Here is a 21382-nt window from a genome sequence, read left to right on the forward strand (position 1 = left end):
GCGCGTTTCACCCGTTCTGTTTCTTGTGGCCGGAACGCTGTGACAGTCGATCATCGCATGCTGTCGCAGTTGCCTCCCGTCCATGTACGCCTTGACCCACGCCGACCGATGAGCGGCGAATGAGGACATATTCAATGAGCAACAAGACCAACGCTTCCCTGATGAAACGCCGCGAAGCCGCTGTACCACGCGGTGTTGGCCAGATTCACCCGATCTTCGCCGAATCGGCGAAGAATGCCACGGTAACCGACGTTGAAGGCCGTGAATTCATCGACTTCGCGGGCGGTATCGCGGTGCTGAACACCGGCCACGTACATCCGAAAATCATCGCCGCCGTGACCGAACAGCTGAACAAGCTGACCCACACTTGCTTCCAGGTGCTGGCTTACGAGCCGTATGTGGAGCTGTGTGAAAAAATCAACGCGAAGGTGCCGGGTGATTTCGCCAAGAAAACCCTGCTGGTGACCACCGGTTCCGAAGCGGTGGAGAACGCGGTAAAAATCGCTCGCGCCGCCACGGGTCGTGCCGGTGTAATTGCCTTCACCGGTGCCTACCACGGCCGCACCATGATGACCCTGGGCCTGACCGGTAAAGTCGTGCCGTATTCGGCCGGCATGGGCCTGATGCCCGGCGGCATCTTCCGCGCGCTGTACCCGAACGAACTGCACGGCGTGAGCATCGACGACTCCATTGCCAGCATCGAGCGTATTTTCAAGAACGACGCCGAACCACGTGACATCGCGGCAATCATCATCGAGCCAGTACAGGGCGAGGGTGGTTTCTACGTGGCGCCCAAGGAATTCATGAAGCGCCTGCGCGCCCTCTGTGATCAGCACGGCATTCTGCTGATCGCTGACGAAGTACAGACCGGCGCCGGTCGGACTGGCACCTTCTTCGCCATGGAGCAAATGGGTGTTGCCGCCGACCTGACGACTTTCGCCAAATCCATCGCCGGCGGTTTCCCGTTGGCCGGTGTCTGCGGTAAGGCCGAGTACATGGACGCTATTGCCCCTGGTGGCCTGGGTGGCACCTACGCCGGCAGCCCGATTGCCTGCGCTGCTGCGCTGGCGGTGATGGAGGTGTTTGAGGAAGAGCACTTGCTGGATCGCTGCAAGGCGGTGGGTGAGCGTCTGGTGACTGGCCTCAAGGCCATCCAGAAGAAATACCCGGTCATCGGCGAAGTCCGTGCCCTGGGTGCGATGATCGCCGTGGAGTTGTTCGAAAATGGCGATACCCACAAGCCGAACGCGGCGGCCGTGGCTCAGGTTGTGGCCAAGGCCCGCGACAAGGGCTTGATCCTGCTGTCCTGCGGCACCTACGGCAACGTCCTGCGGGTGCTGGTACCGCTGACCTCGCCAGACGAGCAATTGGACAAAGGCTTGGCAATCATCGAAGAGTGCTTCTCCGAGCTCTGATTGTACGAGCCCTGAGCTGTGCGCTGACCCACAAAAAACCCGCTTCGCAGCGGGTTTTTTCATATTCGGGAACATATTCCCAAGGGTAGAGCTGTCTGCAACGGCCACCATTGGCTAAGGTGCAAGTATTGCGAGGGAGCGATGCTGCATGACTGCCGTGGATTTACCCGCTGTACCCCGTGTGTTGATCGCCGAGGCCGATCCGGTGTCTCGGGAGCTGCTTGAGCAGGTGTTATCGGGCATACGCTGCGATGCCCGGGTGGATACGTGCGGCGAGGGCCAGCAGGCTCTGTATCTGCTTGCGCACAACGCCTATGACCTGGTGATCGCCGATTGGGAATTGCCGGGCGTCGATGGCCTGAGCATCCTGCGGGGCCTTCGCCAGCAGCATCGAAAACCGGTGTTGCCGTTCATTCTCATGAGCCGGCGCAACGACAGCGCCAGCGTACGTGAGGTCTTGCCGCTGGCGCCTGCGGCCTACCTGACCAAACCCTTGAACCGGGAAGACCTGACCCAGCGTTTGCAGGGGCTACTGTTGAGCAGCGCAGAGGATTGCTCCACCGCCGTGTCAGCCCCGGAGCAGACCCTGACAACCTTTCTGGAGCGTCGACGTGATTCTTCCGAAGGCGCGCCGCTGATGACCGATGTGCAAGTGGCAGTCAAGCGCAGCCTCAACCCCGGCGGTCTGGACCTGAAACTGCTGGAAGAAGAAATCCGCACCGACCCGCAAATTACCGCCGTGCTGATTGCTGCGGCCAACAGCGCTGCGCAGCATCAGGGCGGCGGCCTGGTGCAGACGGTCGCGCAGTCGCTGCATCAGCTTGGTACCGGGCAGAGCATGAACCTGATTCTGGGGCTGACCCTCAAGCGCTGTGCCCGGCTCAGTGTCCCGTGCCTGGCAGACTATGCCGAGCGTTACTGGGAGTTGTCGCTGCACACCGGTGAGTACGCCCGGATGCTGGCGCGGCTGCTGGATCTGGAGCAGGAGCGTTGCTATTGCGCCGGGTTGTTGCATCGCTTGGGGGACTTGGCGTTGTTGCGATGCCTGGAGGAATGGACGCAGGCCGGCGGCGAGCTCGACGAATCGGAGGAGGTGGGCAATTTGCTAGATCAGTTCGGTGCCAGCTTCGGTTCCGCGCTGCGCACCCGCTGGCGTCTGCCGCTGGAGCTGCGGGAGTTGATTGCGGCGGCCTATGGCCTGGGCGGCGGGGTTTACTCCCGCGAGGCACTGGTGATGAACATGGCGGCGCAAATGGCCCATCTGACCGAGCATGAAGGGCTGGAAGAGCTGGCCCGTGGGCGCACGGCGCGTTTGCTGAAGATCGGATTGCCGGAGTTGATGCGATTGCGCCGCAAGTAAGGCCGCTGACTAACCCTGTGGGAGCGAGCCTGCTCGCGATGAGGGGTGTGCCATTCACCGATGCGCTGGCTGTCAGTCCGCCATCGCGAGCAGGCTCGCTCCCACAGGGGGTATGACTGGAGTTTTGCTGACGCCTTGGCGACGAGATTGCTCAAGCCGCAATGATGCGATTTTTCCCTTGGCGCTTGGCTTCGTACATGGCCGCATCGGCGCGGGAGAACAGGGTGTCGAGGCTCTGATCTTCGGCGGTAAGGCTGGTCAAGCCTTGGCTGACGGTGATGCCGAAGCCTTTCTCCCCGCTGCGGAAAGCCAGGCGCTGAATCTCGCGCTGCAGACGCTCGGCGACTTGCAGTGCCATGTCCGGGGCACAGCCAGGGAACACCGCGGCGAATTCTTCACCACCGATTCGTCCAAACAGATCACCGCGTCTGAGAACGGAACGTCCGCTTTCGGCGATTTTCTGCAGCACGTTATCGCCTTCCTGATGACCGTAGGTGTCGTTGATCACTTTGAAATCATCGATGTCCAGCAACAGGAACGCCATGGGTGTGCCCTGCAGTCGTGCCTGCTCGAATTCACGGTGAGCGCATTCGAAGAAGTGGCGGCGATTGCTGCTCTGAGTCAGAACGTCGGTGGTTGCCAGTCGTTGCAGTTCGCTTTCCAGCAGCTTCTTTTCAGTGATGTCTTCGGCAATGCCCACCACGATCACCGGTTGCCCCGACTCAGCCTTACGGTTGATGAAGCATTTGTCGCTCAGCCAGCGGATCTGGCCATTGGCAGCGATGATGCGGTACTCACGATCCTCCACGGCACCTTTGACCAGCACTTCGGCCAGGCTGCGCTCAGCGTATTCGAGGTCGTCGGGGTAGATTGCGTCGCGCCATTCATTGAAATCAGCCAGCACCAGACCTGCCGGCCGACCGAAGATTCGTTCATAGGCGGGGCTGACATACAGGACCTGTCGGGTTTCCCAGTTGAACGCCCAGAGCACCGCGTTGACGCTGACCAGCAATGAGCTGAATAGCTGCTCACGCTCGCTCAGGCGCGCGACTTCGCCCTGGGCGTGCATCAGCGCCATGAGCGTCTGGGCCGCTTCGGGCCAGTGAGGTTGGGACGAATCCTGTAGGTTCTTGTCGACCATCGGCACAAATCTCAAAGAACGTGCACTGCTGTGGATTGGCACGCGCTTGCTCCAAAGCCCGCCAGTATGGCGAAGTGCTCTTTGAGATAAGGGATTCGGGGCGAAGTTCCTTTTCAGGCGACGAAGGGCGGGGTGCAGTGTCGGAGTTGCCGAAGGCTGCGATCTTTTGATCCTGATCTTTCGTTCACCTGGATGCGCCACCTGCGATCAAGACCACGACGCAGGTTTGTTGCTGCCGGGTTGCCGTGAAGGCAACGAACTCTTGTTTCAGGCTCATGGCGTCTCTCGTAGGCCAAAGCATGAGGGCTTTCCGGCGAAATTCTTAGGGGGTAGAGGCCATCGCGGGGTGACGTTCTCCAACACGCTACTGGCGTATCAGGGCATGCTCATCAAGGCCATTCTCAGACGCTTGATCAGTTTCGGGGTCTTGAGACAATCGGCCGGGCGTTTGTTACCCAGGGCGGGCACGGTCTGTTCCAGCCACCAGAACCCTTCCTTGAGCCCCCTTTTTCCGTAGAGCACCACTGCCATGTCGAGGTTGTCATCCATGGCCTTGGCCAGCATGCGGGCGTTGTCGTCGAGGTAGTCCTCTTCGTACAACCGCACGAAAGTTTGCCAATCGGCATCGCCGACGTATTCGTCTTCCAGTCCCATTTTAAAAACCTGCAAAGGAAATCAAGTTGCTGCCGGTCGGGTTTCGCGCCGACGGTGCCAGGATCCCATCATAACCATTGGCCTTGGCCCAGGCGCCTATTTGATGAGTCTGGGTGTATTTGTTGCTGGTAATGCTCTTTAGCGAAACCCCCAGTTGTTTACGCACATCAGCCCGGGTCAGATCCAGAACGTTGTTGAGTTGCACTTTCTTGCTTACCAACACCCGGGTGGAAAGGTCCACACCCCAGTGGTTGACCTCGCCCATGGCGGTCTTGCGTGAGTTGGCGCCATAGACACCACCCAGTCCGGGGGCGGTGTAACGGTGTCTGGAGGCAACGTTCCACTTGTGCGCCGTCCAGGTTGTGCTGATCCGTCCTGGCTCTTCAAAGCGATAAACCGTCCGGTTGACCTTGCGGCCCTTAGGTGGCGTCGAGCACTTCATCAGACCCGAGGGGTCGATCCAGCTCACCGGGTTTGGCGCGTACTGGTAGAGGTTCAGCCCACCGGCCAAACCGATGGGGTCCGGTGTGGTAAAGCGACCGATGTCCGGGTCGTAGAAGCGCAAGGTGTTGTAGTGCAGCCCGGTTTCCCGGTCCAGGTATTGGCCCTGGAACCGCAGGTTCTGCTCTTCGATGTAATACGGTTCGCGTAGCTCTTCTACGGTGTTGCCCCACACCTGGTAACGGGCCCGCCAAAGCGTGTGCCCGTCGGCTTCCGAGAGTTGTTCGGGCAGGCCGTTGGAGTCGTTGTGGTAGTAACGGATTTTCTGGTGTTCACCCAGGCCGTCGACCCTTGCCAACGGTTCGTGGCTGTCGTCGGCGTAGATGTACAGGCTGGTCTGGTTGTCGCGGTGTTCCTGCAACAGTTGCAGTGCATCCCAGGTGAAGCGGGTGCGGCTAAGCAGGGTGGCATGGCGGTCGTATTCGGCTTTTTCGATGCGCCGGCCCAGCGGGTCGTAGGTCATTTTCACGACCGAGCCGTTATCGTTTCTAACCTCCACCAAACGCTGTTCGGCGTCGTAGCGCATGCGCTGGACACCCCGCCGGGCGCTGCGCTTTTCCACCATGCGGCCGAAGCCGTCATAGCGGTAGCGCTTGTCCTGATAGGTCAGCAAACGGTTATGAGCGACCCGTCCGGTGCCCAGGCTATCGAGCAAGTTGGCGGCCGGATCATAGGCGAAGCCTTCACGCTGGCCCTGGAGGTTGTCCTGGCTGGCGAGAATGCGTCCGGTGGCGTCGTAGTGCAGCAGATGGCGATGAGGGGCGTCAGGCTGGCTGTCGAAGCGTTCTACCAGTTGATCACTGCTGTCATAGCCAAACAGTGATTGCGCCGCCGGTGGTAACAGCGCGGACTGGCCCTGTTGCCGACGTTGGCGTGCGCGCAGGCGACCGCTGCGGTCGTATTCGCTGCGGGTGCTGAGGCGCCCTTGGGTGCGCAGCACTTCACGGTGCAGGCGGTCGCGTTCGAAGTCGCTGATGACCTGGCCGTCAAGGTTGATCTGGTGCAGGTGGCCGCTGCCGTAATGCAGGCGGTTTAGCCAGCGACCATCGGGGAGCCGCGTCTGGGTCAGATTGCCCAGCTCATCGTAGCGATGCTCCAGGCGTCCGGCCCATCCTTGCTCGGCGATCAGTTGCCCAAGAGCGTCGTAGTTCAAGCCGATGCTTTGCTGCTCACCGGTAAGCGCGGTGAAGGTGATGGCGTTGACCTGATCGAGCGCGTCATAGCGGTACTCGGTGCGCCCGTCTTCGGTGACTTTGGCCACCAGCCGACCCATTGCGTCGCGCTCCAGCTCATGGGTGATCGATGCTTGCGGCGCGAGGTCCAGGTCGGTGCTGCCCGGAACCGCGAGCGCTTCCATGCGGGTGACGTTGTCCAGTGGGTCGTAGGCGTAGCGTTTGAGGCTGCCGTCCAGGCTGTGCTGGGCGGTCAAGCGGTCGCCAGCGTCCCAGGCAAACCGGTAGCATTCACCGTTCTCGTTGGTCAGCGCCAGCAGGCGGCCGTAGCTGTCGTAGCTCAGCTCTACCCGTCGACCATGCGCGTCGGTACGCACGCGCAGTTGCCCATTGAGGGTGTGCTGGAAATGCGTGGTGTGCCCGGCGGGGTCGCTGTAGCCGATCAACTGGCCGCTCGCATCGCGCTGATATTGCTCGGTACGTCCGTCCGGTAATTGCTTGGTCAGCAGCCTGCCTTGGTCGTCATAGCTGAAAAGCGTCCGTTCCCCCAGTGCGTCGGTGCTGCTGAGCAACGTCCCGCGCTCGCAATAACTGAACCGTGTGGTGTAGCCGGAACAATCAGTGTGCTCGCTGAGCTGGCCAAGGGGAGTCCAACGCATGGTTTTGCGTTTGCCGATGGCGTCGACAACTTCCACCACCTGACCGTGGGCGTCATGGCGATAGCGGGTGACGTTGCCCAACGGATCGGTTTCGCGAATGCGGTTGCCACGCGAGTCATAGCGGTACTGCCAGGTATTGCCCGCGGCATCGGTTTCGGTCAGGGGCAGCGCCCAGTGTTCGAGCCACAGTGTTGACTCGCTGCGTCCGAGTGGGTCAGACGTCTGGCAAAGGTTACCCGCCTCGTCATAACTGAATTGATGTTGTCCGCCGTTGGGGGCCGTTGCCGCCACCAACTGGCTTTCCTCGTTCCACTGGAAGGCCCAGGTACGGTCCAGGGCATCGGTGGCTTCGGTGATCTGATACCGCCTATCCCAGCGACGGGTGCTGATGCGATTCAAACCGTCGGTGATGCGCGTAGTCCCGGCAGCCAGGTCGTAGTCAAAGGCGTAAGTGTCGCCCGCGTCGGTCCAGTGGCGAACAACCCGCCATTCTCGCTTTTCGATTAAGGCCCATTCGTAAAAGCAGCGCAGCCCGGTGGGCAGTTGGTGCTCAACCATGCGCCGTCCGGCATCGTAGGCGTAGCGGCGTTTCACGTGACCGTTGGATTGACGGACCTCGGTCAGATCACCCTGGGCGTCGTAATCGTAGTGCATCAGCACTTCACGGCGTTGATCGGCGTAAAGCCGGTCTATCCGGCTGACCCGTTGCGGCCAGCGTTCGTGGTACGCCAGCGCGATGCTGGTCAGGTCGAAGGTGTCTCGCAGCTGTACCAGCCGACCTGTGTCGTCGTAGTCGAGGTAGATGCGGTTGTCATTGCGGTCGCCCAGCTGACTCAGGCGCAGCAGCGATGCACGGCCCGGGGTGGGCTCGAACAGCCGGTACAGGCCGTCTGAGCTGTCGATCAGCAATTGGCCATTGGCATGCCGTCGTACGCTGAGCCCTTCACCGGGACTGAATACGGCGCCGCCCAGAGGGATGGAACCCATGTCGATGCGCCGGCCCTGTTCATCGGTGTAGACAAGCGTTTCACCGCCCTCGGGGTGAGGCAGGATCTCGACGCGCACCTCGTAGGCCACGCTCCAGCCCGCACCGAACATACCTTCGCGGCGCTCGTCGCGGCTGTTGTAGAAGCGTTGCCAGTCGATTGGCAAGATGCCGGGCAGGACGAAGTCCATCTCCTCGACATCGCCCAGAACTTTGGCCCCGGTGGCGGCATGCACCGGGTTCGACGAACCCATAGTAGCGTTGGCCGCGGCGCCCATCGCGCTGCTGACCGCCATCGACGCCGCGCCGCCCACCAGCATGCACGGCAGGTTACTCAGGAACTTGCCTTTGCCGCCCTTGAGCATCAGCAGCGCGGTGACTGCCAGACCGACGCCCGGGGTCTTGCCGCTGCGAATCTCGCGCACCACCACCGAGCCGCCGCCAATGGTGACATCGGGTGAAATCAGCCCGGATGACACGACCTTGGCATCGCAGGTGCTGCGGTCGCCGCTGCGCACTGCTGGCTGGCCGTTGATGGTGACTTTGTCCGACCCTTCGGCCAAAAACTGCGGCGGCATCGGCGGATGTTTCATGCACGCGATCATATCCAGCGGCTTGGGTACGGCGCCGGGCGCGGGTGTTGCAACAGTGGGGCGCCACATCTGCGAGAAAAAGTTCTCGGCCATGTCCAGATAGCTGGGCTCGGCTTGCGGCTCAGGTGCCTCAAGCTCGGTGTCTGCTGGTGCGACATGGGATTGAATCGCCCCAGCGGCGCGAGCGGCTGGGATGTTGTTGGTCAGGGTGTTGGTTGAGCCGGTGAGGATGTTCGCTTGCACCGTGGGCGGGAACAGCGCGTTGCCAATGCCTTCGCAGATATTGCTCAGCCCTTCGTCGGCCCCGGTCTTGCTCATGGCAAGGCCAACGACGGCGCCCACCACGGCGCCGAGCAGGAAGCAACCTAACCCGCCTGTGGCGACTGTGATGCCCGTAGCCGCCACCACCGCAGCCGTCGCTAGGGCGGTAATCGCAATGTTGGCTGCTACCTCCAGCACGCCTCCAAGAATGTCAGCCATCATTGAGGTGTGGTCCAGCGCATCGCCCAGCCGGGCGGCCCAGAGAGCGTCAGACATGCAGTTCGCTCATCAAGCCGGAACGTCAAACAACAACGAGCCCTTGATCGTCGCCCAATGCGCTGCTTCAGCATCACCGAGCTTCTCGGCTTTGACGTAGCTCAAGGCAAGCATTTTGCGCGTGCCGGGCAGTACCAGGGCGAGCTGAAACTGGAAGACCTTTTCGTTGCCCTTGTTGAACTGGCTGCGCAGCTCGATGCCTTCGACTTCCTGATTGGCGCCCAGGCGCACGGCGACGCCCGGTTGAGCGCGCAGGTCCTGGACCTGTTTTTCCAGGCGTTTGAGCTGCTCGTCGAGGTTGCTCTGCAGGGTTTCGCCGTCGGCCAGCAAGCTGCGGCTGACGATCAAGGAGGTGCCCAGTTCAGGGAACTTGAGGATGTTGATCGTTGCATCCAGCAACTCGCTGGGCGGCAGCTGGAACTGGAATTCATTGATGCGGTAAGTCATGGCGCATAAATCTCGAGGTTAACCCTTGGGGAACGCGGCAGCGATGTTGGCGTCGATGCTGGCCTTGACGCCCTGGCCGTCGGGCGTGGCACCGGGGCCGCCGCCGTTGTTCAGGTGCAGCACACCGCCGGTGTTGAATTCGGCATCGCCGCTGGCATAGAAGCTGATTTGCACGCCGGTCAGATTGATCTGACCGCTGGCGTTGAGCTCCAGAATGCTTTCGCCGCAGACCAGGCGCAGGTTCTCGCCCACTTCAATGACGTAGCTCTGGCTGATGCTGTCGGTCTTGCGCAAGCCCACCGACAGGATGTCTTCCTGCTTGACGATGCGCAGGCGGTTATTGCCGATGGTCACCGTCTCGTTGTGGCCGATGCTCTTGTTGCGGTCGTGACCCACCGAGTGGCTTTCATCGACCTCCACCACAATGTCCTGGTTGCGCTCGGCATGGATGTACAACTGCTCGGCGCCTTTTTTGTCTTCCATGCGGATTTCGTTGAAATTCGCTGGCGTGCCGCCCTTGCTCGAACGGCTTTTCATGCCGCTCTGGGTGGCGTTTGCGGGCAGGTCATAAGGCACGGTCTGTTCGGCGTTGTAGACACGACCGGTGATGATCGGCCGGTCGGGGTCGCCTTCCAGGAAGCTGACAATCACTTCCTGGCCAATGCGCGGGATCTGCATCGAGCCCCAGTTTTTCCCGGCCCAGGACTGTGACACGCGAATCCAGCACGAGCTGTTTTCGTTGGACTGGTCGTGACGGTCCCAGTAGAAATGCACCTTCACCCGGCCGAACTGATCGGTCCAGATTTCCTCGCCCTTGGGGCCGACCACCAACGCGGTCTGCGGGCCTTTGACGATGGGGCGATGGGTCGTGGGCAGCGGCCGGTAGCTTTGTTGGGCGACGATGCAGGTCAGGCTGCTTTCGAACTGGGCCGAAGGTGCGCCGCCGCCGGTTTCACCGCTTTCCTGGGACACGTAATAGCGCGCGCCGACGATCAGGTATTCGCGGTTCTGGTCCTGGCGGGTGAAGCCGGTGAGGCTGAACAGGTGGCCCGAGCCCAGACCGCGAGCGTTGCCGGCCAGCTCCACTTGCTCGTGCAGGGTTTGCAAGGCTTCGATGCGGGTGCGGGCGTAGTGTTCGCCGTCTTGGCTCTGGACATAGGTGCCGGGGTAGTCGTACAGCGGATAGTCGCCGGCGGTGTGCGGGCGCGGCATGGCCGAACGCACGTCGATGCGCGCGCTGGGGCGCTGGAAGTCGTAGTCGTTGAGTTCCAGCGAGCCGGGCTGCACTTCCTGGGCCAGGTGCCAGTCGTGGATATGGTCGCGCTCGCGCTGCTGTTCGTTCTTGGGGTAGTAGGGCACCGAACCGTAGCCGGGCACCGTGGTGTGGGCGCCATAGGCGTCGGCCAGCACCAATACATGACGGCCCTGTTCGTGGCGGAAGAAGTAGTAGATCCCTTCCTGTTCCATCAGGCGACTGACGAAATCGAAGCTGGTTTCGCGATACTGCACGCAGTATTCCCACTCGCGATAGGGGCGGCTGAGGGCGTCTTCGAAGTCGGAAAAACCCAGGTCGCGAAACACCTGCTTGATGATCTGCGGGATGGTCAGGTTCTGGAAAATCCGGCAATCGGAGGTACGGGTCAGCAGCCATAGCCAGGGCCGCAAGGTCGCCTGGTAACTGGCGAACTGTCCCTGGTCAACGTTCTGGCTGAAGCGCGAAACGATGCCGTGGAAATGCCGCTCGCCGCCGCCGTCCAGTTGCAGGCTCACGCACATGGGTTTGCCGAGCACCTGGTTGAGGTCGATGGCGTTGTCCAGCGAGTGCAACTGCAACTCGTAGTTGAACAGCCGCCCCAGCTCTTCGCCGCCGCCCATGTCCTTGAGCAACAGCACCTCAGGTCCCAGGGGGCTGGTGATTTTGGCCAGGCGTGAGGCTTGGTTGAATAACATCGAGTGTCCCGTGCAAGTTGTAATAGCTGAAGGAACGCAACCCCCACTGTGGAAGATGCCACTGTGGGAGCGAGCTTGCTCGCGATGGCGGCGTATCAGTCAACATTGATGTTGAATGTACTTGCGCTATCGCGAGCAAGCTCGCTCCCACAGGGTTTTACGGTGTTCCTTACCGTCAGGCCGCGTCGCTGAAATCGTACTGCAATTCGTTATCCCGGGCGCTGATCCGCACGCCGGCCAGCGCCTTGCCTTCGAGCATGCGGGTCAGGAACTCGCGGCTCATGTCCGGCAGCAGGCTGTTGGTCAGGATGGCGTCGATCATGCGTCCGCCGCTTTCGGTTTCGGTGCAGCGCGAGACGATGAGGTCGATCACCGCGTCGTCGTAGTCGAAGGCGACTTTGTGGGTGTTCTCCACGCGCTTCTTGATGCGGTTGAGTTGCAGGCGGGTGATGGCCTTGAGCATCTCGTCGCTGAGCGGGTAGTACGGAATTGTCACCAGGCGACCCAGCAGGGCCGGCGGGAAAATCTCCAGCAGCGGCTGGCGCAGGGCCTTGGCGATGTCCTCGGGCTCGGGCACGTTCTGCGGGTCTTTGCAGACCTGGGCAATCAGTTCGGTACCGGCGTTGGTGGTCAACAGAATCAAGGTGTTCTTGAAGTCGATCACCCGGCCTTCACCGTCCTCCATCACGCCTTTGTCGAACACCTGGAAGAAAATCTCATGCACATCCGGGTGGGCTTTTTCCACCTCGTCCAGCAGCACCACGCTGTACGGTTTGCGCCGCACGGCTTCGGTCAGTACGCCGCCTTCGCCATAGCCGATGTAGCCCGGTGGCGCGCCCTTGAGGGTGGACACGGTGTGGGCTTCCTGGAACTCGCTCATGTTGATGGTGATGACGTTCTGCTCGCCGCCATACATGGCTTCGGCCAGGGCCAGGGCGGTTTCGGTCTTGCCCACGCCAGAGGTGCCGGCGAGCATGAACACGCCAATGGGCTTGCTCGGGTTGTCCAGGCCGGCGCGGGAGGTCTGGATGCGCTTGGCGATCATCTGCAAGGCGTGGTCTTGGCCGATGATGCGTTTTTTCAGGTGCTGGTCGAGGTTGAGCACCGTTTCCAGTTCGTTGCGAGCCATGCGACCCACCGGGATACCGGTCCAGTCGGCGACCACCGAGGCCACGGCCTGGTAGTCCACGGTCGGCAGAATCAATGGGGTTTCGCCTTGCAGCGCGGTCAGGCGCTGTTGCAGGTCCACCAGTTGCTCGCGCAGGGCGTGGCTTTCGTTGTCGCAAGCTTCGCTGTTGTCTTCGCTGTCCACCACGCCGACGCGCTCGCGCAGGGTGGCACGGGTGGCGAGCAACTCGTCCACCAAGGCTTTCTCTTCGGCCCAGCGGCCTTCCAGCTCGGCCAGGCGTTCGCGTTCGGCGCTCAGCAGGTTTTCGCTCTGGGTCTGACGGCTGCCAATGGCAATGCCGATGGCGTGTTCACGGGCGATGATTTGCAGCTCGGTTTCCAGCGCTTCGATGCGCCGACGGCTGTCGTCCACTTCGGCCGGCACCGCGTGCAGGCTGATGGCGACACGGGCGCAGGCGGTATCCAGCAGACTCACGGATTTGTCCGGCAACTGGCGCGCCGGGATGTAGCGGTGGGACAGTTTGACCGAGGCCTCCAGGGCTTCGTCGAGGATCTGCACCTGATGGTGTTTTTCCATGGTCGAGGCCACGCCGCGCATCATCAGCAGCGCCTTGTCTTCGGACGGCTCGGCCACTTGCACCACCTGGAAACGCCGGGTCAGGGCCGGGTCTTTTTCGATGTGCTTCTTGTACTCGGCCCAGGTCGTGGCCGCTACCGTGCGCAGGGTGCCGCGGGCCAGGGCCGGCTTGAGCAGGTTGGCCGCGTCACCCGTGCCGGCAGCGCCACCGGCGCCCACCAGGGTGTGGGCTTCGTCGATGAACAAAATGATCGGTTTGGGCGACGCCTGGACATCTTCGATGACCTGACGCAGGCGCTGTTCGAACTCGCCTTTCATGCTCGCGCCGGCCTGTAGCAGGCCGACATCGAGGCTGCGTAGCTCCACGTCCTTGAGCGATGGCGGCACGTCGCCGGCGACGATGCGCAGGGCAAAGCCTTCGACCACGGCGGTCTTGCCCACGCCGGCTTCACCGGTGAGGATCGGGTTGTTCTGCCGGCGGCGCATGAGGATGTCCACCAGTTGGCGGATCTCTTCGTCGCGACCGACGATGGGGTCGAGCTTACCGCTGCGCGCCTGTTCGGTGAGGTCGACGGTGAAGCGCTTGAGGGCTTCCAGTTTGCCCATGGCACTGGGGGCCATGGCGCCACTGGCCTCGCCCGGCACGGCACCGGCGTTGAAACCGTCGCTGGCGGTCAGGGCGTTTTCCGGGGAGTCGCCGACGTATTCGTCAAAGCGCTCGCTCAAGGCCTCGACCTTGACCTTGTCGAACTCCGACGACAGCCCCAGCAACGCATGGCGCAGGCTTGGCGTCTTGAGAATGCCCAGCACCAGGTAACCGGTGCGCACCTGGCTTTCGCCAAACATCAGGCTGCCGTAGACCCAACCGCGTTCCACGGCTTCTTCAACGTGGGAAGACAGGTCGGTGATGGAGGTCGAGCCCCGTGGCAGGCGGTCCAGGGCTTCGGTCAGGTCGCGGGCCAGGCGTGCCGGCTCGATATTGAACTGGCGGATGATGCGGTGCAGGTCCGAGTCCTGCAGTTGCAGCAACTGATGAAACCAGTGGGCCAGTTCCACGTAGGGGTTACCGCGCAACTTGCAGAACACGGTGGCGGCTTCGATGGCTTTGTAGGCCACGCTGTTGAGTTTGCCGAACAACGCGGCGCGACTGATTTCACCCATGCTCATGGCTCCTTGAGGTCTGTGAGGTGTTGGCCTGTTCGGCGTAATGCCGGGCCAGTATTAAATCCTTGGCATCTGTTTCGGGGCGTCCCAACCAGGTGTTGAACCCCAGGCGCAAACTACCGTTGAGTTGCAGCGCCGGTACTTCGGGTTGTTCCAGGATCAGGTTCAGGTCCCAGTCCAGTTCATGGCCCAGGTATTCGGCGACCCAGGCCACCAGCTCGTTGAAGGGTTGGCTGCCGGGCAACATGCCCATGTAGTCATCGAGCTTGAGTGGCCCCAGGCGAATGCGGAATTTGTGCTGGCGATCCCACACGTAGCGGCCCAGGCAAAAGTCCACGCCCAACTGATTGGCGCTGACGCCCACGCGGCTGCGTTCTGGCAGTTCCAGCCATTGGCCGACGTATTCTTCGATCTCCACCGGCAGGCCGAAGTACTCGCTGATGATGGCCTTCAGGCCGTCCGGGTAGCGGGTTTGCGCCGACAAGTGGCCGCTGTAATGCAGCTTCGCTGTGTCGGGGATCAGCCCCTGCTTGAGCAGGCTCGGCATGCCCCGACCACTGAGGGCGGCCAGGCGCGCCGACCAGTAGTCATCGTCCGGGCGATCATGGCTGACCGTTGGCCGCGCTTCGGCCCAGGCCCGGTAGAACAGGCTGAGCAGGCGATGGTGGAACACATCGAGGAAACGTTTGCTGGTGCTGTCGGCGTTGTTGCGCTGACGTTCGCGCACGTATTCGGTGATGTGCAGCGGCAGCGGGCCGTTGGGGCCGCCGAGGCCGAAGAAGAACTGCTCCAGGCGTGCCGGCGCACCGTCGAGGCCCGGTTGCACCGAGGCCAGGGTCGCCGGGGCGAAGGTGCATTCGGCCTGTTGCCCCAGGCGCAGCGGGTCATCGGCCAGGCGCAATGAATGGCCCAGGCGCGGCAGCTCGGGGGATTCGCACTCGATACGGCGCAAGGCCTGGAAGAAGTCGTATTCCCAGGGCTCCTGGTGCATCGCGTCCAGGGTACTCAAAGGGTCGGACGACGTCCGGGCTTGGCTTTCCATCGCATGATCTCGCCGCGTTCGGTGGTACGGATCACCGTCTCGGTAAAACTGTTGATCGACACGTAGCGTGCCAGGAAGCGCTCGAACACCGCGCCGAGCAAAAACACCCCGGTGCCGCGAAACGCGTTTTCATCGAATTCCAGGGTGATTTCCAGGCCCCGACCAAACACGATCGGGCCGGGCATCGGCAGGCGTCGGGTGCAGGCCTTGCTGCTGACTTCGCGCAGGCCTTCGATCTGCAACTGCACCGCCGCATCGTTGCTGTCGCCGTACAGGCGCAGCAGTTCGCGCAGGGCGGCGGCGCCCTGGCCTTGCTCGCTCAGGGACAGGTAATTGAGCGAGAGCTGGCTGATCAAACGCCAGGCCTTGGCGTCGTGGGCATGGCTGGCCCGTGGTCGACTGGGGCCGGCGGCGCAACGAATCGCGCCGACGGGCGCGCTGTCGGCCAACGTGAAATCAGTCTTGCCGTTGCCCACACTCATGAACAGCGGTAGGTCGCGGTTGGTGCACAGCGCCGTCACGCCCAGTTGGCGCAGGTCGTGGCGATAGGGCGCCTGCTGGCTGTCCACCAGGCTGACGAAGGTTTCGCTGCCCACGTAGGTCGAGCGCGGGCCGTTGCGTCGTTGGTCGCTGGACAATACTCGTGGCTCACGCCGTATTGTGTAATAGGCCTGGTCGCGGCCATAACGGGACGGATCGCGCACGGCATAGAACGGCAGGAACGGCTGCTCCGGCCCGGTGCCGTGGCCGGTGAGGCCGGTCAGCGAATGCACTTCGAAATCCATCGGTCGGGTGCGGTCGGCGATGACGTGATGTTCGTTGACCCGCTCCGAGAGGTGGATGCGATCCAGGCGCTTGGGAAACAGGTTGATCGCCGGGGTGCAGAACGGCAGGAACTGCGCGGCGCCGACGCTGCCCTCCAGGCTCGGGTCGTGCCGGTCGAACAGCACGATCAGCTCCAGCTCCTGACCGTCGCAGCGCTTGACCGCGCGGCTCAATTGGGTGAAGTCGACGAACAGGAACCGATGGGGCAGGGCGAAGTATTCCTGCAACAGGCGATAGCCCTGGAAGGCGCGCGAGACCACGGGCAGCGCGGCATCGGCATCGTCGAAACCCCGCGAGCACAGCGCGTCCTGAGGCAAGCGTTCAACCCAATCGCCGCCGGGCTTGCGGGCGAACACCGCGCAAGCATTGCTCAGCAGTTGTTCGTAGAGACGGAAGGGCTGTTCGTCGGCACCGCTGAGGTACAGCGGCAGGTTGTCCAGGGGCAGGCTGTTGAACGGCAGTTCGGCGCCCGTACGCAGGGTCAGGCGCAGGCCGGCCTTGGCCTTCGGTTCGCTGGCGGCCAGGCGTCCGAGCACGGCGGACGGGTTGCCGAAGTACTCGGCCTGGCTGACCTGCAACGGCCACAGCGTCACCGCGTGGGCGGTGCGGTACTCGCAGCAGGTCTGGGTCTCACGCCCCAGGGCGGCGCGCAGGACGGTGTCCCGGGGTAGCGCAAAGCCGCCGCTCAGCGAGCCCTCATCGGGGTCGGTCTGCAGTTGCACCACGGTCATCGACGGCGTGGGCGCCAGATAGTGGGGATAGGCGATTTCCAGCAGGTTATGGGTGAAGGTCGGGTACTCGGCATCGAGCTTGAGCTGCACCCGCGCCGTCAGGTAGGCGAAGCCTTCCAGCAAACGTTCGACGTACGGGTCGGCGCAGTCCATCCCGGACAGCGTCAGCCGACTGGCGATCTTGGGGTATTCCTTGGCGAACTCCGCCGCGCTTTCGCGCACGTGGTGCAGTTCCTGGTTGTACAGCTCCAGCAGGCGCGGATTCATGGGCGTCTCCGCTGGTCGGCTTGGACCACGCGCACGTGGCCGGTTTCCAGGTCCAGGTCGGTTTGCAGCATCAGGCGCAGCGGCACGGGCTGCGCCCAGAGGTCACCCTCGATCTCGAAACTCAAGGCGTTGTGGTTCATCTCGGCGGTTGCTCGGGCTCGCACCCTCAGGGTGTGGCGCAAGATGCGCGGTTCGAACGTGGCGATGGCTTGGTGGATCAACGCTTCCAAGGCCGGAAGGTCGACGTTCGATGCGCTGTTGCCGGCCAGCGCCGGCAACCCGAAATTGACCACAGACGTGCCTGCCGGGGTGTGCAGCGTGGCGTCGGTATCGAGCAACGATGTGGTGTTGAGCAACCACGCCAGGTCACGCAGCACCGAGGCTTTCAACTGGGTGAGCGACAACACGCGCTTGTCGGCGCTTTCTTTGGGGTTGCTCGGATCGTCGTCGGTCAACCGGTCCAACAGGGACGGTTGCAGGCGATCGCGGGTGGCGATTTCGGTTACCACCGAAAGAGCGCCGTATACATTTTTTGATCCCATTGGCCAGGGCCGCAGGAGGCGAATTGGCTCACATCCGAGACCTCCAATGTTTCCTTGACCAGGCGTACTGCTTGAATTTTGGTCAAGCAATCGCGGCTGGGAGCGGGCATGTGTTCGCTGCGTTCGACCAAGAAAATCGGCACTTGGTTGAAGGTCTCCACACGCAGTTGCTTGTCCGGGCCCAGGCTGAACTGGCAAGGCCATTCCATATCGAGCGTCAGGTGGCTCTGGTCAGGTTTAACGAGCGTGCAGCGACCTTGAACGTCGATCAGGCTCACCGGATGTCCGACGAAAACTGCTTGCGTCAGGGCTGCCGGAGCGACTGTTTCCTGCCCGGCGCACGCGCTTAGACTGACGAGGCTTGCCGCCAGCGCCGAAAGAAACAAAGGGCTGCGCATCACGAAAGCTCCCAGAACCAGATGGCCTTGGATCTTGAGAACAGATCACCGCTCTTGGTCAGGCCACGGTTCCACAGGTCGATGTGATCACCAGTAGGTCGACCGGCAGTGTCGCTGTTCTGTTGGTAGCAGTCTTTGAAGAAGATGATTCCGGTTTTGCCCATCAGTGTTGTGCGGTCTGCCACGCTGGTGGTGTAGACCTTCGGTGGGCCTAGGCGGTTCTTCCTCCATAGCCAGTTGGCCAATGACTCCGCGCCGCGGGCATGTCCATGGGCGCATTTGGGATCCAGCGTATAAGTCGATGAGTTGACCGATAAGGTCTTTTCTCCGCACAAGGCGATGCTCATACGAATAGCGCACTGGTTGACATAGGGACCGTCGCAAGCCGGACTGGCGGACGGGTAGGGCGGATAGCTGTTCCACAAATTGATAAACGAAGGCTTGGCCATGACTCAGATACCGGGTGGGAAAGGATTGGATTCGAGCAAGCACCAAACACCCCCGGCGCCTGGCACCGGGGGCGTGTTCGATCACACCTTGACGTTCTGACGGATGTTCCAGCCGAACTTGACCGGACCGCCTTCCTTGGTGCCGTCGGCTTTTTGCGGCTGATAGTCGACCATCACCTTGGCGAAGTTCAGGGTGACGTTTTCGGTCAGGCGATCATCGTTGCCCGAGCCACCGGTGCTCAGGGACGTGATCAGCACTTCTTCAAGATTGATGATCATGTACTCGACCTGGCTTTCACCACCGGCCTTGCGCACGGTCAGCTTGACCTTGTCGATGTGCTTGCCGCTGGCGCAATGCATCATCAGGTTGGGCGATGCCTTGTCGACGAACTTGGTCAGCGACAGGTCCTGCACGTTGACCTTGCCCGCGCCACCGCCACTGCCCACGTGCATGTTGCCGGACTGGGACATGCCCCAGCTCCAGTTCAGGACATCGATCTCGTCCTTGTGGGCCTTGTCCATGGACTCGCCCTTGATGTCGCCGATCTTGATGAAAATATCAACAGCCATGTTTTCTCCCTGTGTGGTCTCTACCACATTGTTTGATTGACGCCGACCTTGCGAAATCTGTTCTGCTGAACGCTACGAAGGCGATCTCCAACCCACTGAAGACCCCCTGTGGGAGCGAGCCTGCTCGCGATGACGGCGTGTCAGGCAACGCAGGTGGCGACGGATCCACCGCTATCGCGAGCAGGCTCGCTCCCACATGTTTACCGCGTACCGTTCAACAGGTTTTTACGCACCCTTGGCCGAAGGCAGTTTCGATACCAGGCGCAGCGACACAGTCAGCCCTTCGAGCTGATAGTGCGGGCGCAGGTAGAACTTGGAGTTGTAGTACCCCGGGTTGCCTTCGACCTCCTCGACGATGACCTCGGCGGCGGCCAGTGGGTGCTGGGCCTTGGTGGTCTCGGTGGAGTGCGCCGGGTCACCGTCGACGTAGTTGAGGATCCAGTCCTGCAACCAGCGCTGCATTTCATCCTTCTCTTTGAAGGAGCCGATCTTGTCGCGCACGATGCACTTGAGGTAATGGGCGAAACGGCAGGTGGCGAACAGGTACGGCAGGCGCGCGGCCAGGTTGGCGTTGGCGGTGGCGTCCGGGTCGTCGTATTCGGCCGGTTTCTGCAACGACTGGGCGCCGATGAACGCGGCGAAGTCGGTGTTTTTCTTGTGCAGCAGCGGCATGAAACCGTTCTTCGCCAGCTCCGCTTCACGGCGGTCCGAAATGGCGATTTCGGTCGGGCACTTCATGTCCACGCCACCGTCATCGGTAGGGAAGGTGTGGGCTGGCAGGTTTTCCACTTCACCGCCGGACTCCACGCCACGGATGCGCGAGCACCAGCCGAAGTGTTTGAACGAACGGTTGATGTTCACCGCCATCGCATAAGCGGCGTTGGCCCAGGTGTACTTGGAGCTGTCGGCGCCGTCGGTGTTTTCTTCGAAGGCGAAGGCTTCCACCGGGTCGGTCTTGGCGCCGTACGGCAGGCGCGCCAGGAAACGCGGCATGGTCAGGCCGATGTAACGCGAGTCTTCCGATTCACGCAGCGAACGCCAGCCGGCATATTCCGGTGTGGTGAAGATCTTGGTCAGGTCGCGCGGGTTCGACAGTTCCTGCCACGAGCCCATGCCCATCACGGTCGGCGATGCGGCGGCAATGAACGGCGAGTGCATGGCGGCGCAGACTTTCGACAGCTCGCCCAGCAACTCCACGTCCGGTGGCGACTGGTCGAAGTAGTAGTCGCCCACCAGGCAACCGTACGGTTCACCGCCGAACTGGCCGTATTCTTCTTCGTACATCTTCTTGAAGATCGGGCTCTGGTCCCACGCGGTGCCCTTGAATTTCTTCAGGGTCTTGTGCAGGTCGGTCTTGGAGATGTTGAGCACGCGGATCTTGAGCTGCTCGTCACTCTCGGTGTTGTTGACCAGGTAGTGCAGGCCACGCCAGGCGCTTTCCAGCTGCTGGAAGTCGGGGTGGTGGATGACCTGGTTGACCTGGGCGGTGAGCTTGGCGTCGATGGCGGCGATGATTGATTCGATCGACTTGATGGCGTCGTTGGACACCAGGTCAGTCTGCGCCAGGGCCTGCTCGGCCAGCGTGCGCACGGCGGTTTCGACGGCTTCGCGAGCGCGCTCGGTCTTGGGCTTGAATTCTTGCATCAGCAGCGAGGCGAACTCGCTGGGTACTTCGGTGGTGCCCAGGGCCTGGGACTGATTTTCACGTGCTGATTCGTTCATGATCATTCGTCCTGATTAAGCCTTGGGCTCGTTATCGGCGGGCTTGGGCGCGCTGGCCAGGGCCTGCAACAGGGCAGGGTCCTTGATCGCTTTCATGATGATTTCTTCGGCGCCAGTCTTGCCGTCCATGTAGGTCAGCAGGTTGGCCAGTTGGGTGCGCGCTTCGAGCAGCTTGTTCAGCGAGTCGACCTTGCGGGCCACGGCCGCCGGGCTGAAGTCGTCCATGCTTTCGAAAGTCAGGTCCAGGCTCAGGTTGCCTTCGCCGGTCAGTTCGTTGGGAACATGGAACGCCACGCGAGGCTGCATGGCCTTGAGGCGCGAGTCGAAATTGTCGACATCGATTTCAAGGAATTTGCGATCGGCCACAGGTGCCAGAGGCTCGGCGGGCTTGCCGGCCAGGTCCGCCATCACCCCCATGACAAAGGGCAACTGGACCTTTTTCTCGGCGCCGTAGAGCTCGACGTCGTACTCGATCTGCACTCGAGGCGCACGGTTGCGCGCGATGAATTTCTGAGAACTTTGCTTCGCCACGTTGCTGCTCCTGGTCGCTTGA

At 61.9% G+C, this 21382-nt stretch carries 16 protein-coding genes; 2 read left to right on the top strand and 14 right to left on the bottom strand.

What is annotated here, in order from left to right:
- Window positions 1-134: 134 nt before the first annotated feature.
- Window positions 135-1415, top strand: a complete 1281-nt coding sequence (gene gabT, locus AC3I65_RS00195; protein ID WP_047226758.1) for a 4-aminobutyrate--2-oxoglutarate transaminase — start codon at window positions 135-137, stop codon at window positions 1413-1415.
- Window positions 1416-1563: 148 nt separating this feature from the next.
- Complete coding sequence (locus tag AC3I65_RS00200) at window positions 1564-2775, top strand: HDOD domain-containing protein (protein WP_107323123.1); 1212 nt, start codon at window positions 1564-1566, stop codon at window positions 2773-2775.
- Window positions 2776-2926: 151 nt separating this feature from the next.
- Here the strand turns inward: AC3I65_RS00200 and AC3I65_RS00205 are convergent, their stop codons facing one another.
- From AC3I65_RS00205 to tssB, 14 genes are all read right to left on the bottom strand, one after another.
- Complete coding sequence (locus AC3I65_RS00205; RefSeq protein ID WP_047226760.1) at window positions 2927-3916, bottom strand: GGDEF domain-containing protein; 990 nt, start codon at window positions 3914-3916, stop codon at window positions 2927-2929.
- A gap of 375 nt (window positions 3917-4291) precedes the next feature.
- Window positions 4292-4570, bottom strand: coding sequence for a hypothetical protein (locus AC3I65_RS00210; RefSeq protein ID WP_107323122.1), 279 nt, complete (start codon window positions 4568-4570; stop codon window positions 4292-4294).
- Between the two features lies 1 nt (window position 4571).
- A complete protein-coding gene (locus AC3I65_RS00215) occupies window positions 4572-9017 on the bottom strand; it encodes an RHS repeat-associated core domain-containing protein (protein WP_488523390.1) in 4446 nt (1481 codons plus the stop codon).
- Window positions 9018-9029: 12 nt separating this feature from the next.
- Complete coding sequence (locus AC3I65_RS00220) at window positions 9030-9464, bottom strand: DcrB-related protein (protein ID WP_047226763.1); 435 nt, start codon at window positions 9462-9464, stop codon at window positions 9030-9032.
- A gap of 18 nt (window positions 9465-9482) precedes the next feature.
- On the bottom strand, window positions 9483-11414 hold the full coding sequence (locus AC3I65_RS00225; protein WP_047226764.1) for a type VI secretion system Vgr family protein: 1932 nt from the start codon (window positions 11412-11414) through the stop codon (window positions 9483-9485).
- Window positions 11415-11589: 175 nt separating this feature from the next.
- Complete coding sequence (gene tssH, locus AC3I65_RS00230) at window positions 11590-14280, bottom strand: type VI secretion system ATPase TssH (RefSeq protein WP_047226765.1); 2691 nt, start codon at window positions 14278-14280, stop codon at window positions 11590-11592.
- Window positions 14273-15325 (bottom strand): type VI secretion system baseplate subunit TssG, encoded by a 1053-nt coding sequence (gene tssG, locus AC3I65_RS00235; protein ID WP_274090815.1) that lies wholly within the window; start codon window positions 15323-15325, stop codon window positions 14273-14275. The genes tssH and tssG overlap by 8 nt, the downstream gene beginning before the upstream one ends.
- A complete protein-coding gene (gene tssF, locus AC3I65_RS00240) occupies window positions 15289-17148 on the bottom strand; it encodes a type VI secretion system baseplate subunit TssF (RefSeq protein WP_107323119.1) in 1860 nt (619 codons plus the stop codon). Before tssF ends, tssG begins: the two co-directional genes overlap by 37 nt.
- A complete protein-coding gene (tssE, locus tag AC3I65_RS00245; protein WP_047226768.1) occupies window positions 17145-17657 on the bottom strand; it encodes a type VI secretion system baseplate subunit TssE in 513 nt (170 codons plus the stop codon). Before tssE ends, tssF begins: the two co-directional genes overlap by 4 nt.
- Window positions 17651-18088 carry a hypothetical protein gene (locus AC3I65_RS00250; protein WP_047226769.1) on the bottom strand — a complete coding sequence of 146 codons (438 nt, stop codon included), beginning with the start codon at window positions 18086-18088 and terminating at the stop codon, window positions 17651-17653. The genes tssE and AC3I65_RS00250 overlap by 7 nt, the downstream gene beginning before the upstream one ends.
- A complete protein-coding gene (locus tag AC3I65_RS00255) occupies window positions 18088-18537 on the bottom strand; it encodes a type VI secretion system amidase effector protein Tae4 (RefSeq protein ID WP_488523391.1) in 450 nt (149 codons plus the stop codon). Before AC3I65_RS00255 ends, AC3I65_RS00250 begins: the two co-directional genes overlap by 1 nt.
- 81 nt (window positions 18538-18618) lie before the next feature.
- Entirely contained in the window at window positions 18619-19107 is a 489-nt protein-coding gene (locus tag AC3I65_RS00260) for an Hcp family type VI secretion system effector (RefSeq protein ID WP_047226771.1), read from the bottom strand.
- Window positions 19108-19332: 225 nt separating this feature from the next.
- A complete protein-coding gene (tssC, locus tag AC3I65_RS00265) occupies window positions 19333-20829 on the bottom strand; it encodes a type VI secretion system contractile sheath large subunit (protein WP_047226772.1) in 1497 nt (498 codons plus the stop codon).
- 15 nt (window positions 20830-20844) lie between these two features.
- On the bottom strand, window positions 20845-21360 hold the full coding sequence (tssB, locus tag AC3I65_RS00270; protein ID WP_047226773.1) for a type VI secretion system contractile sheath small subunit: 516 nt from the start codon (window positions 21358-21360) through the stop codon (window positions 20845-20847).
- Window positions 21361-21382: the final 22 nt, after the last annotated feature.

This window comes from Pseudomonas sp. N-1-13, from assembly GCF_057787095.1.

What these genes read in the sequence shown, in the direction of transcription:
- gabT (WP_047226758.1), top strand. Translation starts at nt 135, where the DNA reads ATGAGCAACAAGACCAACGCTTCCCTGATGAAACGCCGCGAAGCCGCT.
- AC3I65_RS00200 (WP_107323123.1), top strand. Translation starts at nt 1,564, where the DNA reads ATGACTGCCGTGGATTTACCCGCTGTACCCCGTGTGTTGATCGCCGAG.
- AC3I65_RS00205 (WP_047226760.1), bottom strand. Translation starts at nt 3,916, where the DNA reads ATGGTCGACAAGAACCTACAGGATTCGTCCCAACCTCACTGGCCCGAA.
- AC3I65_RS00210 (WP_107323122.1), bottom strand. Translation starts at nt 4,570, where the DNA reads ATGGGACTGGAAGACGAATACGTCGGCGATGCCGATTGGCAAACTTTC.
- AC3I65_RS00215 (WP_488523390.1), bottom strand. Translation starts at nt 9,017, where the DNA reads ATGTCTGACGCTCTCTGGGCCGCCCGGCTGGGCGATGCGCTGGACCAC.
- AC3I65_RS00220 (WP_047226763.1), bottom strand. Translation starts at nt 9,464, where the DNA reads ATGACTTACCGCATCAATGAATTCCAGTTCCAGCTGCCGCCCAGCGAG.
- AC3I65_RS00225 (WP_047226764.1), bottom strand. Translation starts at nt 11,414, where the DNA reads ATGTTATTCAACCAAGCCTCACGCCTGGCCAAAATCACCAGCCCCCTG.
- tssH (WP_047226765.1), bottom strand. Translation starts at nt 14,280, where the DNA reads ATGGGTGAAATCAGTCGCGCCGCGTTGTTCGGCAAACTCAACAGCGTG.
- tssG (WP_274090815.1), bottom strand. Translation starts at nt 15,325, where the DNA reads ATGGAAAGCCAAGCCCGGACGTCGTCCGACCCTTTGAGTACCCTGGAC.
- tssF (WP_107323119.1), bottom strand. Translation starts at nt 17,148, where the DNA reads ATGAATCCGCGCCTGCTGGAGCTGTACAACCAGGAACTGCACCACGTG.
- AC3I65_RS00250 (WP_047226769.1), bottom strand. Translation starts at nt 18,088, where the DNA reads ATGCGCAGCCCTTTGTTTCTTTCGGCGCTGGCGGCAAGCCTCGTCAGT.
- AC3I65_RS00255 (WP_488523391.1), bottom strand. Translation starts at nt 18,537, where the DNA reads ATGGCCAAGCCTTCGTTTATCAATTTGTGGAACAGCTATCCGCCCTAC.
- AC3I65_RS00260 (WP_047226771.1), bottom strand. Translation starts at nt 19,107, where the DNA reads ATGGCTGTTGATATTTTCATCAAGATCGGCGACATCAAGGGCGAGTCC.
- tssC (WP_047226772.1), bottom strand. Translation starts at nt 20,829, where the DNA reads ATGAACGAATCAGCACGTGAAAATCAGTCCCAGGCCCTGGGCACCACC.